General features: G+C 67.6%; 11 protein-coding genes. 4 read left to right on the forward strand and 7 right to left on the reverse strand.

Going from position 1 to position 13,662, the window contains the following annotated elements:
• The first annotated feature begins 21 nt into the window (after nt 1–21).
• Together Q7T52_RS02730 and Q7T52_RS02735 are read left to right on the forward strand one after the other, a co-directional pair.
• Entirely contained in the window at nt 22–2,208 is a 2,187-nt protein-coding gene (locus Q7T52_RS02730; RefSeq protein WP_304799211.1) for an RNA degradosome polyphosphate kinase, read from the forward strand.
• Between the two features lie 148 nt (nt 2,209–2,356).
• Entirely contained in the window at nt 2,357–3,472 is a 1,116-nt protein-coding gene (locus tag Q7T52_RS02735) for an acyltransferase (protein ID WP_304799213.1), read from the forward strand.
• Nucleotides 3,473–3,483: 11 nt separating this feature from the next.
• Here the strand turns inward: Q7T52_RS02735 and Q7T52_RS02740 are convergent, their stop codons facing one another.
• Nucleotides 3,484–5,220, reverse strand: a complete 1,737-nt coding sequence (locus tag Q7T52_RS02740) for a GDSL-type esterase/lipase family protein (protein WP_304799214.1) — start codon at nt 5,218–5,220, stop codon at nt 3,484–3,486.
• Nucleotides 5,221–5,946: 726 nt separating this feature from the next.
• Between Q7T52_RS02740 and Q7T52_RS02745 the strand changes: the two genes are divergently transcribed.
• Nucleotides 5,947–6,564, forward strand: a complete 618-nt coding sequence (locus Q7T52_RS02745; protein ID WP_304799215.1) for a DUF47 domain-containing protein — start codon at nt 5,947–5,949, stop codon at nt 6,562–6,564.
• A gap of 5 nt (nt 6,565–6,569) precedes the next feature.
• Complete coding sequence (locus Q7T52_RS02750) at nt 6,570–7,574, forward strand: inorganic phosphate transporter (RefSeq protein WP_304799216.1); 1,005 nt, start codon at nt 6,570–6,572, stop codon at nt 7,572–7,574.
• 94 nt (nt 7,575–7,668) lie between these two features.
• Here the strand turns inward: Q7T52_RS02750 and Q7T52_RS02755 are convergent, their stop codons facing one another.
• From Q7T52_RS02755 to Q7T52_RS02780, 6 genes are all read right to left on the reverse strand, one after another.
• Entirely contained in the window at nt 7,669–8,724 is a 1,056-nt protein-coding gene (locus Q7T52_RS02755; protein ID WP_304799217.1) for a hypothetical protein, read from the reverse strand.
• A gap of 151 nt (nt 8,725–8,875) precedes the next feature.
• On the reverse strand, nt 8,876–9,655 hold the full coding sequence (pstB, locus tag Q7T52_RS02760; protein ID WP_304799218.1) for a phosphate ABC transporter ATP-binding protein PstB: 780 nt from the start codon (nt 9,653–9,655) through the stop codon (nt 8,876–8,878).
• Nucleotides 9,656–9,678: 23 nt separating this feature from the next.
• Nucleotides 9,679–10,770, reverse strand: coding sequence for a phosphate ABC transporter permease PstA (gene pstA, locus Q7T52_RS02765; RefSeq protein ID WP_304799219.1), 1,092 nt, complete (start codon nt 10,768–10,770; stop codon nt 9,679–9,681).
• Entirely contained in the window at nt 10,767–11,732 is a 966-nt protein-coding gene (gene pstC / locus Q7T52_RS02770) for a phosphate ABC transporter permease subunit PstC (RefSeq protein ID WP_304799221.1), read from the reverse strand. The genes pstA and pstC overlap by 4 nt, the downstream gene beginning before the upstream one ends.
• Nucleotides 11,733–11,842: 110 nt before the next feature.
• Complete coding sequence (locus Q7T52_RS02775) at nt 11,843–12,934, reverse strand: PstS family phosphate ABC transporter substrate-binding protein (protein WP_304799222.1); 1,092 nt, start codon at nt 12,932–12,934, stop codon at nt 11,843–11,845.
• 192 nt (nt 12,935–13,126) lie between these two features.
• The coding region (locus Q7T52_RS02780) for a histidine phosphatase family protein (protein WP_304799223.1) at nt 13,127–13,662 on the reverse strand (536 nt) is incomplete at its 5' end.

Here is a 13,662-nt window from a genome sequence, read left to right on the forward strand (position 1 = left end):
CGTCGGTGCCAGACTCGACCCATGTCACTCGAGATCGTGCCGGACTCCTCCCACTCGGTGTCCACCGGCGCCGGCGTACCCGACGAGTCCTACGAGGTCGACGTCCCCTACGTGCCCGACCCCGAGCTGGTCGCGGCCGTGGAGAAGTTCGACGACCGGTTCCTCGACCGCGAGCTGTCGTGGCTGAAGTTCAACCAGCGCGTGCTCGAGCTGGCCGAGGACGACCGGCTGCCGCTGCTCGAGCGGACCCGGTTCCTCGCCATCTTCACCAGCAACCTCGACGAGTTCTTCATGGTCCGGGTGGCCGGACTCAAGCGACGCATCGCCGCCGGGCTCGCCGTACGCGCGGCGTCGGGGCTGATGCCGCGCGACGTGCTCGAGCAGATCTGGACGACGGCGCGCGAGCTGAGCGAGCGCCAGTCGAGCCTCTTCCGCGACGTGATCCAGCCGGCCCTGGCCGAGCACGACATCGAGCTGGTGCGGTGGGACGACCTCGACGCCGAGGAGCAGAAGAGCTGCAAGAAGCTCTTCAAGAACCGGATCTTCCCGGTGCTCACGCCGCTCGCCGTCGACCCCGCCCACCCGTTCCCCTACATCTCGGGGCTGTCGCTCAACCTGGCCGTGCTGATCCGCAACCCGCAGTCGGGCAAGGAGCACTTCGCGCGCGTCAAGGTGCCGCCGATCTTCGACCGGTTCGTGCCGCTGGGCGCGTCGGGGGCGTCGGGGCGCGGGGCGCGGTTCGTGCCGCTCGAGGACGTCATCGGCACCCACCTCAAGCGGCTCTTCCCCGGCATGGAGGTGCTCGAGGCGCACACCTTCCGGGTCACCCGCAACGAGGACCTCGAGGTCGAGGAGGACGACGCCGAGAACCTGCTCGCCGCCCTCGAGAAGGAGCTGCTGCGGCGCCGCTTCGGCCCGCCGGTGCGCCTCGAGGTCGAGGAGTCGATCTCGACCGGCGTGCTCGAGCTGCTCAAGGAGGAGCTCGGCGTCAGCGAGTCCGAGGTCTTCCGGCTGCCCGGCCCGCTCGACCTGCGCGGGCTGCACAGCATCGCCGACCTCAGCCACGAGGTGCTCAAGTTCCCGGCGTTCGTGCCGACCACCCACACCCGGCTGGCCGAGGTGGAGTCGGCCTCGCCCGTCGACGTGTTCAAGGCCGCGCGGCGCCACGACGTGCTGCTGCACCACCCCTACGACTCGTTCTCGACGTCGGTGCAGCGCTTCATCGAGCAGGCCGCGGCCGACCCACACGTGCTCGCGATCAAGCAGACGCTCTATCGCACCTCGGGCGACAGCCCGATCATCGACGCCCTCATCGACGCGGCCGAGGCCGGCAAGCAGGTGCTGGTCATCGTCGAGATCAAGGCCCGCTTCGACGAGCAGGCCAACATCCGGTGGGCGCGCAAGCTCGAGCAGGCCGGCTGCCACGTCGTCTACGGCCTGGTCGGTCTCAAGACCCACTGCAAGCTCGCGATGGTGGTGCGCGACGAGCCCGAGGGCATCCGCCGCTACACCCACATCGGCACCGGCAACTACAACTCCAAGACCGCCCGCACCTACGAGGACCTCGGCCTCATCACGACCGACGAGTCCATCGGCGAGGACGTCGCCCACCTCTTCAACAACCTCAGCGGCTGGTCGCGCAAGCCGTCCTACGGCCATCTGCTCGTCGCGCCCGACTCGGTGCGCACCGGGCTCATCGACCAGATCCACCGCGAGATCGCCCACCACGAGGCGGGGCGCCCCTCGGGCATCCGGCTCAAGGCCAACTCGGTGGTCGACGAGGCCGTCATCGACGCGCTCTACCTCGCCTCGCAGGAGGGCGTGAAGGTCGAGCTGCTGGTGCGCGGGATCTGCGCGCTGCGCCCGGGCGTGCCCGGGCTGTCCGACAACATCACGGTGCGGTCGGTGCTCGGCCGGTTCCTCGAGCACAGCCGGGTCTTCTGGTTCGAGAACGGCGGCGACCCCCACGCGTGGCTCGGCTCGGCCGACATGATGCACCGCAACCTCGACCGCCGCGTCGAGGTCCTCGTGCGGCTGCCCGACCCCGAGAGCGTCGCCGCCATCGGCGACCTCCTCGACCTGGCGTTCGCGTCCACCACGAGCGCCTGGGAGCTCGGGAGCAGCGGCGACTGGGTCCGCAACGACGGCGACACGCACCTGCAGGAGACGCTGATCGAGCGGCAGAAGCGGCGTCGTACGACGTCCTAATCACCCGAATGGGTGGGCCCTAGAGGGCCAGTTCGTCGACTGTTCAGTTGATCCTGTCGTAACCTCAGTCGGAGGTCGCGGGGACCTCAACTGCCATTCGTGGCAGCGGTCGGGGGGACTCGTGCGGATTGCGCCTGACAACGTACACATGACCAAAGAGACGCATACGGCCTTCTCGGATTACGCAGACGTGCTGCGTTTGGTTTCCATGGTTGGCGTCGTGCTCATTCACACACGCGTGGGCTCGTCAGGGGACGAATTGAAGTTCGGCGACGTTGCCCTCGATCAGGTTGCTAAGGCCTGCGACGGCGTCTTCTTCTTCGTCTCTGGCTATCTGTGGCAACGCGCTGATGGTTCTCGCCAGCCGGGTCGGTACTTGAAGCGACGGTTCTACGCGCTCATCACCCCGTACCTGTTCTGGACGGTCGCCCTCGCTTTCATTCTCGTAATGAGCAAGGCCAAGGACTCCGAACAGTTGCCATCGCCAGGTCACCTGCTTCACCAAATCTTTTTGGAGACCTCGTTCTGGTTCGTTCCACAACTGCTTGCGGGCCTTTGGGTTGCAGGGATGCTCGTCAACCGCAATCACCACGTCGTTGGAGGTGTCGCGCTTCTGACGCTTACCTTGCTTTACGGAGTGAACCTTTACGTCGGCCTTCTCGACATCCCTCACACAGGCGCACCGCTCGGTTTCGCCGTGTTTGCTTTCGCCGGGATGCAGTGGTGCCGTCACGAGACCAAGTTTCGACAGCGACTACTCAAACACAGCGCGCCGGGCCTCACCGCCATCGTGATCGGCTGCTATCTCGCCGCTGTCGCCGAGGCTCGGTACTTGGGTACCGAAGATTCCCTACGAATCACGAACTCTCTGTACGGCTTTGTATTCCTAGCACTTTTCATGAACGTCGCATACCAGCGACGTCTTCAATGGAGAGAGACAATGCGTGGCTCGTCGTACGGCGTATACCTGACGCACTTCCCCCTCCTCATTCTCCTGACCTCGGTCTTGGACCAGGTCCTGGGGAAGGAAGAAACGGCATATGGCTTCGGACCTGTGCAGCACTTCTTCGCACGCGTTGGCGCCGCTCTCCTAGTGTGGATGGCAGCCATGTGCGTCATCCGTATCGGTCACTGGGTCCATGCAGGTCGGATCGTGGGCGCCCCGTCGCGTCGGGCGCAAGCTACGGGGGCTCGGGGACGTCATGATGAGTCACCCGAAATGGCTGGTTCCGCCACCGCGAGGACGTCAGATCGGGTTGTGTAACAACTGACGGGTTACGCCAGCGATATCTGTCGCCCGTCGAGTCCGTTGAAGTATGGCTTAGCCACTCGGTCGTACCAGCGGCGCTGCTCGATAGGGTTGACGAAGCTGTGCGCGATGTTGAGCCAGTGGACCTCACCCGCAAAGGACGAGTCGAGCCGCGGCTGCCCGCCTTGGTCACGTGATGCTCCCAGCAACCAGTCCACTTCTGGGTCCGCGACGGACTCGATGACTCCTCCGCCAACCGCTTCGCCACCAACGTAGGCCACGAACCGATCTGAGCCCGCGAGGGCACTCAGCGTGATGAGGTGGCTTCCCTGTGTGACGACCGATGAGACCTCTGTCGTCGCCGAGCCCATCGTGACAATCAGGCGCCCCGCGGCCGAGATGCCCACCTTGAATCCGCTACCACCGTCGAAGCCCCGGCTGATGATGCTCCGTGTGGGGTGAGAAGCGTCCCCGCTTTGAGCAGCGCGGAGAACGAATCGAATGGTGACGTCGTCTCGGCCGAATAACAGTCGAGATCGAGACGCCGGCGGGGCCGCAACTTGGACCACCTGGCCGGACCCCCCGAACCCAAGGCCTCCGCCGGCGAGAACTTGGGGCGCAGAGAACCCCGATACAGGGGGGGCAAGTCCCAACGAGATGCGACCATCGGTGAACTCTGCGGATACCTCGATGAGGTTTCCGTCTACTCCGGTCGTTCCGTCGAGCGCTGCGACGGTCCCGCGTGCGAAGAGTGGCTCAGGCACGGAGATAGCGCGCGATGCGGGTCGCGCATCCTTGTCCTCCGACATCCGAAACGATGTTGTGCGCTTGTCGGCGCCAAGTGAGTCGACCCACTCGATGAAGGGACCTCTGATGTTCGGCGAGAGGAACTCGCCTCGCCCTGCCGGCGTCACGGCCGCTGCGGTGTAGGTGGACGGCCACATCGAGGCGAACGCCTCGCCGTATCGGGCAGCGCCAGTCTCGTTCGGGTGGGTGGCATCAGACTGGTAGAGCGTTGGGTCGATCCCCGTCCGTTCGGCGTTGGCCAAGGACTCCTCAATCGGAAAGACGACGGCCCCTGCACGAGCGCACGCGACGTAGACCGCGCGTCGATATCCCTGTGCCCAGGACGCATTCCAATAAGGGCCGTAGGCCAGGGGCGGGACCACCAAGACCGTGGCCGCGGACCGTCGCGCCGCCAGGTACGTCTTACGCATGTACTCGCCGTATGTCTCGGGCGAGATCGTGCCGCCGTCGTTGAAGTTGATCTGCACTATGACGGCGTCGAGGTCGAAGGATCGGACCGCAGCCTCCGTGGACATGATCTCAGGCGAGTTTCCACCAGCCCACAGCTGTCCCGACCGCGCCCCGCTGGCGCCCAAGTTGTGAACGGCTGATGAGGTGTTGCCGTACTTGGCCAACACCTGCTTCCAACACTGCACCCCGGCGCCTTTGTCCATCGGCAGGCCGAAGCCCACGAAGGAACTGCTCGAAGAAACCCCGAGGTTAAGTGCCTCACCATTCTTGAGCCGAGCCACCAACTCCCCCAAAGCGGCAGCGCGAGAGGAGGAGTTTGCTGCAGCTGTCGCGGCATCCGGCGCAGCCTCAGCGACCATGTAGGGAAGTGCAGACCACCGACGCTTGCCGTCGCCTACCTTGAAACCACTGGTGTCCGTCTCGTAGCCCGGCTCGCCGTCAGCCAGCAATGGGTCCGCCAGACGCCACTCCATGGCGGTTCCCCGCCGGACCTTGATGACCGTCATACTCGACGCTCGCTGATCGAACTCGGCGCGCCAGGCGGCGGTTCGGCGGTCCACGGCGTCCCGCCGTCAATAATGGCCTCAGCTGGATAGGTGCGTTCGTCGCCTAGTGGGGCGATCAATGCTCCAGTGCTCAACAGCGCTTTCAGGAGCCACCGTCGCGTTCCGGTCACGGAGCGCCCCCGTCAATCGTGGCCGAGGGCGAGGAGGGGTCGGCGGGTCCGGCCGGACCAGGTAGCCCGGCTGGACCGGCTGGACCGGCGGGTCCGGCCGGCCCGGCCGGCCCTTCCGCTCCCGATGCGCCCTCTGGACCGCGAAGACCTGGTGCCCCCTGGGGGCCAATCAAGCCAGAGGGTCCACGAGGACCGACCGGCCCACGCCTCGCGATGCGGGTCAGCTTGGAGCCGCGCGGACAGGTGCCCCGGGCTGTCGGCGCGACCGCGATCGAGTCCGTGTTGACGCAGATACCGACCCCGATGGTCGCGCGTCGGGGTGGTTCGGCGACCGCAAGCGCACCCGCACTCAACGTCGCGACTCCGACGACTGCGGCGATAGCAATCTGTGCAGGCCCCCTCATGGGGATAACCTTGCCGCCGAACGCGCAGGCGTGCACCCGATTCTCGAACGAGCGGCTAAATCGGTCGCTTCGCCCGAACCCCGGAGTTGCGTCGGCGAGGAGACGACCCCCTACTCTGTTGGACGTTTGTTTCCGCCACTCCAGGAGTTCACGTGGGACTGCGTTTCCGTCCGGTCGACACTGCGTTCTACGACCTCTTCACCGAGCAGGCCCAGCACCTGGTGACGGGAGCTGCCCTGCTGGCCGAGATGCTCGCCGAGACGTCCGACAACGCCGACGTCGCCACGCGGATGCGCGCCGCCGAGCACGACGCCGACGAGACGACCCACGCCCTGGTGCGCCGCGTCAACAGCACCTTCGTGACGCCGTTCGACCGTGAGGACATCTACGCCCTCGCCTCCGGGCTCGACGACGTCATGGACGAGATGGACGAGGTCGTCGACCTGATCCTGCTCTACGAGGTCAAGGTGCTGCCGGCCGAGCTGTCGCAGCAGGTCGAGGTGCTCCAGCGCTGCGCCGAGCTCACCGCGGAGGCAATGCCCAAGCTGTCGTCACCCCAGTCGCTCGAGGAGTACTGGATCGAGATCAACCGGCTCGAGAACGCCGGCGACAAGAACCACCGCCGTACCCTCGCCCACCTCTTCTCCGGTGAGTTCAAGACCATCGAGGTGCTCAAGCTCAAGGACATCGTCGAGTCGCTCGAGGCGGCCATCGACGCGTTCGAGAAGGTCGCCAACATCGTGGAGCAGATCGCGGTCAAGGAGAGCTGAGCCAGGTGTCCCTCACCCTGGCGATCGTGATCGCCGTCGTCGTCATCGCGCTCGCGTTCGACTACACCAACGGCTTCCACGACGCGGCCAACGCCATCGCGACGTCGGTGTCCACCCGGGCGCTGACGCCGCGGGTCGCGCTGATCCTCGCCGCGATCATGAACTTCGTCGGTGCCCTCCTCGGCCAGGAGATCGCCAACACCGTCAAGGACGTCATCTCGCCACCGGGTGACAACCAGGGCCTGATCATCGTGATGTCCGGGCTGCTCGGCGCCATCACGTGGAACCTCATCACCTGGTGGTTCGGCCTGCCGTCGTCCTCCTCGCACGCCCTCATCGGCGGGCTCGTGGGCGCGGCCATCGGCGGCGGCGCCGACGTCGACTGGGCCAAGATCGTCGAGAAGGTCCTCATCCCGATGGTCCTGTCGCCGCTGTTCGGCTTCTGCGCGGCGTTCGTCGTGATGCTGTCGATCATGTGGATCTTCCGCCGCAAGAACCCGCACAAGGTGATGCGCGGCTTCCGGATGATGCAGACCATCTCGGCCGCCGCCCTCGCCCTCGGCCACGGTCTCCAGGACGCGCAGAAGACGATGGGCGTCATCTTCCTGGCTCTGCTCACCGGCGGCTACGCCTCCGCCAACGACGACCTGCCGCTGTGGGTCGTCATCGCCGCCGCCTCCGCCATCTCCGCGGGCACGTACGCCGGCGGCTGGCGCATCATGCGCACCCTCGGTCGCAAGATCATCGACCTCGACCCCGCCCGCGGCTTCTCCGCCGAAGCCGTCGGCGCGAGCGTCCTCTACACGACCGCCTTCGTCTTCCACGCCCCCATCTCCACCACCCACACCATCACCTCGGCGGTCATGGGCGCCGGCGCCACCAAGCGCTTCTCCGCCGTCCGCTGGGGCGTCGCCCGCTCCATCCTGGCCGCCTGGATCCTGACCTTCCCCATGGCCGGCATCGTCGCGTGGCTCTGCTACGAGGTGCTCTCCCTTGTCATCCCCGTCTGAGGGGCTGGCTACGCCGCGGTAGTCCCCAACAAACGGGATAGTTGAACGGCTCCAGAATTCCGTTCGTTGGGGACTACCGCGGCTCGGCAACCACTCACGCCGGCTGGCGGTAGCGGAGCCACGCGGCCTGCTGCTCTGCGTCGAGGGCGCGCCGCTGGGCCACGGTGAAGGTCGGCACCCACCAGTCGGGCAGGTCGACCGTCCACTCCCGCGGGGCGGGGTGGGCCAGCGCCTCGTCCCTGGCCTCCTCGAGGCGGACGGCGAGCCTGGCCCGGTCGCGCATGTCGTGCCTCGTCACCCGTACGACGCCCAGCCCGTGCTCCAGGTAACGGATGTCCTGGGCCTCGTCGTAGGCGTGCTGCCCGGGCTCGAGGTGGTCGGGCCCGTCGTACTGGACGATCAACCCGGCCTCGACGTCGATCAGGTCCGGCGTGCCGAGGTGCCGCCCCTCGAGGTCGAAGACCGGTCGGTTGCAGAGCGGTGGCGGGAGGCCGGCGTCGACGATCCAGACGAGCCGCAGCCGCGTCTCCTGCGGCGACCACGAGTTCTCGACCACCAGGACCAGGGCGAGCCTCACCTGCGGCACGCCGGTCCAGCCGTTGAGGTAGCCGGTCACGTAGTCCCACGCCTCCTCGATCGTGACGAGGTCGTCGTAGGCGGCCTTCTCGAACCACACGACCGCCTCGCGCACGCTGCTGGCGTAGCGCATCTCGAAGATCACCGACCGGACGGGGAGGGTGATGACCAGCCCGTCGACCTCGACCAGGTCACGGGGATTCAACCGCTCCTCCGACAGGACCGCGTTGGACGGCGTACGCATGTCGTCAGCGGCCAGGACGACCGGCAGCAACGACCCGTCTGGCGCGACGCCGTCGCACCAGCGGCAGCCCAACCAGCGGAGGGCCGCCCACCCGGTCACGCCGCCGAAGGCCTTGAGGTTCGCGCCCGCCTCGACGATCCGCTGCTCCACCCGGGTCGCATCCGCCCACGGCGGGGCCCAGAGCCCGTAGCTGGAGCGACGCCACCGGTCGCGCCGTACGTCGCCGCGGGTCGGCCCGGTCGCGTTCTGCGGGAACAGCCGCAGGGGTGGCACCAGCCCGATCCGGTTGGCGTGGACCCGGATCACGATCGGCTTGTCGCGTTTCCGCACGGCCACGATGGTGCGGCCAACCGGCGGTTCGCCGCTCGGGCTATCCACAGGCCCCTGCCGCCGAACCGCGATAGTCCCCAACAAACGGGATTCTTGATCGAGTCAAGAATCCCGTTCGTTGGGGACTACCGCAGCGGAAGGAACCACGACCTCAGCCGAAGCGGCCGGAGATGTAGGCCTCGGTGGAGGGTTCGTCGGGGTTGGAGAACATCTTCTTGGTTGGGTTGAACTCGACGAGGTGGCCGGGCTCGCCGGTGGCCTTGAGGTTGAAGAAGCCGGTCTCGTCGGAGACGCGGGCGGCCTGCTGCATGTTGTGGGTGACGATGACGATCGTGTAGTCGGTCTTGAGCTCGTGGATGAGGTCCTCGATGGCCGAGGTCGAGATCGGGTCGAGGGCCGAGCACGGCTCGTCCATGAGCAGGACCTGGGGCTCGACGGCGATCGCACGGGCGATGCAGAGGCGCTGCTGCTGGCCGCCGGAGAGGCCCATGCCGGGCTTGCCGAGGCGGTCCTTGACCTCGTTCCAGAGGTTGGCACTGCGCAGCGACTTCTCGACGATCGCGTCGGCCTCGGCGCGCTTCATCCGCTTGGCGTTGAGCTTGTTGCCGGCCAGGACGTTGTCGTAGATCGACATCGTCGGGAACGGGTTGGGGCGCTGGAAGACCATGCCGATCTGCCGGCGTACGGCGACCGGGTCGACGCTCGGGCCGTAGAGCGACTGGCCGTCGACGACGACCTTGCCCTCGACGCGCGCGCCCGGGATGACCTCGTGCATGCGGTTGAGCGAGCGCAGGAAGGTCGACTTGCCGCAGCCGGACGGACCGATGAAGGCCGTCACCGCCCGCGCCTTGATGGTCATGTTGACGCCCTGCACGGCGAGGAAGTCGCCGTAGTAGATGTTGAGGTCGGAGACGTCGATGCTCTTGGCCATGATGTGGTCGCTTTCCTTGATTCCTAGTGGCCCGTTTTGGGGGCGAAGAACTTGCCGATGATCCGAGCCGCGAGGTTGAGCACGAGCACCAGCACGATGAGCACGAGCGCCGCACCCCAGGCGAGCGGGATCGTGTCCTGCTGGGAGTTGAACGAGTAGATCTGGACCGGCAGGGTCGACATCGCGCCACTGAACGGGTTGGTGTTGGTCTTGTCCGCGAGGCCGGCGATGAGCAGCAGCGGGGCGGTCTCGCCGATCACGCGCGCGACCGCCAGCGTGATGCCGGTGATGATGCCGCCGATCGTGGTGGGCAGGACGACCCGCATGATCGTGCGCCACTTGGGCGTGCCCAGCGCGTACGACGCCTCGCGCAGGTCGTCGGGGACCAGCCGCAGCATCTCCTCGGTGGCGCGCACGACGATCGGGATCATCAGGAGCGACAGGGCGACCGAGCCACCGATGCCGCCCTGGAAGCCCGGGCCGAACAGCAACGTGAAGAGCGCGAACGCGAAGAGGCCCGCAACGATCGAGGGGATGCCGGTCATCACGTCGACCAGGAAGGTGACGACCCGCGAGAGGCGGTTGCCCTTGCCGTACTCGACGAGGTGGATGGCGGCGAGCACGCCGATCGGGATCGAGATGACCGCGGCGCCGAGGGTGATGATGAGCGTGCCCATGATGGCGTGGTAGATGCCGTCGGGCTGGCCGAGCGCGGTCTTGAAGAGCGAGTAGGTCAGGAAGTCGCCGCTGATCGCTCGGCGCCCCTTGTCGATCACCGTGTAGACGAGGGAGACCAGCGGCACCATCGCGACCACGAAGGTCGTCCAGATCAGGCCGGTCATCATCCGGTCGGTCGCGGCGCGCTTGCCCTCGACCGCGAGCGACCACGCCGGCAGGCCGACGAGGTAGACGAGGCCACCGACGACGGCGGAGCCGATCAGCGGCCAGCCCAGGATCAGCCAGCAGAAGATGCCGACGGCCAGACCGATGACGCCGACGATGAGCTGCGCGACGCTGGGCAGGGAAGCCGCGGTCAGCGGGACCGAGGTGCGCGAGGGCGGCGGCGTTCCGGGGGTCTCGGGCGTGTTCGACATCGCCTTGGACAGGTCGGTCATGCGCTTGCCATCTTTCGCTCGGAGCGGCCGACGATCCAGCGGGCCGTGAAGTTGACCAGGAACGTCAGCAGGAAGAGCACCAGCCCGGTCGCGATCAGCACGGACAGCAGGTCCTCGGAACGCTCCTTGTACTTGCTGGCGATGTTGGCCGCGATCGAGGAGTTGCCCGGGCCGAGCAGGTTGACGTTCCACCCGCCGAGCGAGAGCACCATCGCGACGGCCATCGTCTCGCCGAGCGCACGGCCGAGGCCGAGCATCGTGGCCGAGACCATGCCGGAGCGGCCGTAGGGGAAGACGGTCAGCCGCATCATCTCCCAGCGCGTAGCCCCGAGGGCGAGCGCGGCCTCCTGGTTGAGGCGTGGCGTGCGGGAGAAGACCTCGCGGGTAATCGCGGTGATGATCGGCAGGATCATGATTGCGAGCACGACGCCGGCGGTCAGGATGGTGCGGCCGCTCTTGGAGACGACGTCGTCGTCGCCACCGAAGATCGGGATGAAGCCGAGGTAGGTGTTGAGGAACTCGAAGACCGGCACCATCTGCGGAGCGAGCACGATCACGCCCCACAGGCCGAAGACGACGCTGGGTACGGCGGCCAGCAGGTCGACCAGGTAGGCGACCGGGACGGCGATGAACCGCGGCGCGTAGTGGCTGATCACCAAGGCGATGCCCCAGGCGAGGGGGACGGCGATGATGAGCGCGATGACGGCCGCGATGAGCGTGCCACCGAGCAGCGGCGAGACGTAACCGAAGAAGCTGCTCGCCCGCGGTCCGTAGACGTCTGCGGCCTTGGTGAAGCCGGGCAGGCCCTTGACCAGCAGGAAGATGAACACGCTGGCGAGCGCGAGCAGGATGATCAGGCTCGCCCCGAGCGTCAGGCCCGCGAAGACACGGTCGCCGACGCTGGTGACGACGCGTGGCTTGGCCTCCTGCGCCAGGGGCTTTTCCTTGGTTGTGGAGCTCACTGAGCGATCCTTCACGGGCGTCGAGGGTCGTGGGGTGGAGCGGGTCGGGCCGGTGGTGCGGTGATCGGGTGGGAGCCGGCGTGCCGGCCCCCACCCGGTCAGTGGAGCTGTCAGCCGCCGATCTTGGCGACGATCTCCTGCGCCTTGGCGGCGGTGGCCTCGCCCAGCGGGGCCGAGCCGGCCTCGGAGGCCGCGGTCTGCTGGCCCTCGTCGGAGACGATGTACTCGAGGTAGCCCTTGACGTTGGCCGTGGTCTCCTCGTCGTCGTAGCTCTGGCACGCGACCAGGTAGGACAGGAGCACGACCGGGTAGGCGCCGTCCTCGGTGGTGGTGCGGTCGAGCGCGACGGCCATGTCGACGTCGGAGACGCCCTCGGCGGGCGGCGAGACCTCGAGCACCTTGGCGGCACCCTCGGGCGACGGGGCGACGAACGAGTCGCCGACGCCGACCGAGACCTTGCCGAGACCCTCGGCCTGGCTGTTGTCGGCGTAGCCGATGGCGCCCTCGATGCTGGTGATCTGCTGGATGACGCCCGAGGTGCCGTCGGCAGCCTCGCCGTCGACCGGGAACGCGTCCTCGGCCTCGTAGGGCCACGAGTCCGGGGCGGCCTTGCCGAGGTAGTCGGTGAAGTTCTTGGTGGTACCGGAGTCGTCGGAGCGGTGCACCGGCGTGATGTCGAGGTCGGGCAGCTCGACGCCGTCGGCCTGCTCGTCGGTGATCTCGCTCCAGTTGGTGATCTTGCCGTCGAAGATCTGGGCGACGGTGTCGGCCGACAGCTGGACGGAGTCGATGTCGGGCAGGTTGAACGCGATGGCGATCGGCGACACGTAGGCCGGGACCTGGATCGGCTCGCCGCCGCAGGTCTCGGTGGCCGCGGTGAGCTGGCCGTCCTCGTCGTTGAGGGCCGAGTCGGTGCCGGCGAAGGCGACAGCGCCCGACACGAAGTTGGCGCGGCCGTCGGTGGAGCCGATGGGCTGGTACTGGACCTCGAAGCCGTCGTTGGCGCCCTGGACGGCGATGGTCCACGCCTCCTGGGCCTTCTCCTGCGAGGTGGCGCCGGCGCCCTTGAGCACGCCGGTCAGGCCGGCGCTGGTAGCAGCACCGCCGCCCTCGCTCGGGTCGTCGCTGCCGCCGTCCTCGTTGGACGCGCCGCAGGCAGAGAGCGCGGCGACGGTGAGGACAGCGATACCGGGCACGAGCACCCGGCGAAGAGAAGTGCGAATCACTTCGTGTCTCCTGTTTCGTCTAAGAGTGTGACAACGCAACTGTGGTGAGGTCAGGTGGACGGACTGACCGTCGAGGGTGAACCGCGGGTGAACTCGACCTGCCCAGTCGGCGACGACCACCTGTGACCCGGGCAACAGCTCGGTGAACTTGTACGGCGGCGTCTTGACTCAGCGGACGAGATGGCGTTCAGTGCCCGCCACGCGTCCCTTGCGCAGGTGGACCACCAGCACCTCACCCGGGTCGAGGCCGGGGTCGTCGAGACCGAGCGCGTCGAACACCTCCGGCAGCACCGGACGGTGCGTGCAGAGCGCCAGGCTGCTCCCGTGGTCGACGCGGGCGAGCGCGTCGCCGACCACCCGTCGTACGCCGGCGGGCGACGCGCCCTCCTCCGAGAGCCGGCGGCGCGTCTCGAGCTCCCAGCCGGTCATGTGGGCGTAGGGCTCCAGGGTCTGCAGGCACCGTCGGCTGGTCGAGCTGACGAGCCGGGTCACGCCGTACGCCGCCAGGAGGGGCACCAGTCGCTCGGCCTGCTGCTCCCCCGCGCGCAGCAGCGGACGCTCGGCGTCGTCACGGCGCCAGGCGCTGCGGGCCCGGGCCCGGCCGTGGCGCACCACGACGAGCGCGTGGGTGCGACGGCGCTGGCGGACGGCCTCGGCGAGGGTGGCGCGGTCGTGGGTGTAGGTGAGCAGCTCGAGGGCCTCCT

Origin of the sequence: Nocardioides sp. (assembly GCF_030655615.1) — a bacterium.
Classification (GTDB): Bacteria; Actinomycetota; Actinomycetes; order Propionibacteriales; family Nocardioidaceae; genus Nocardioides.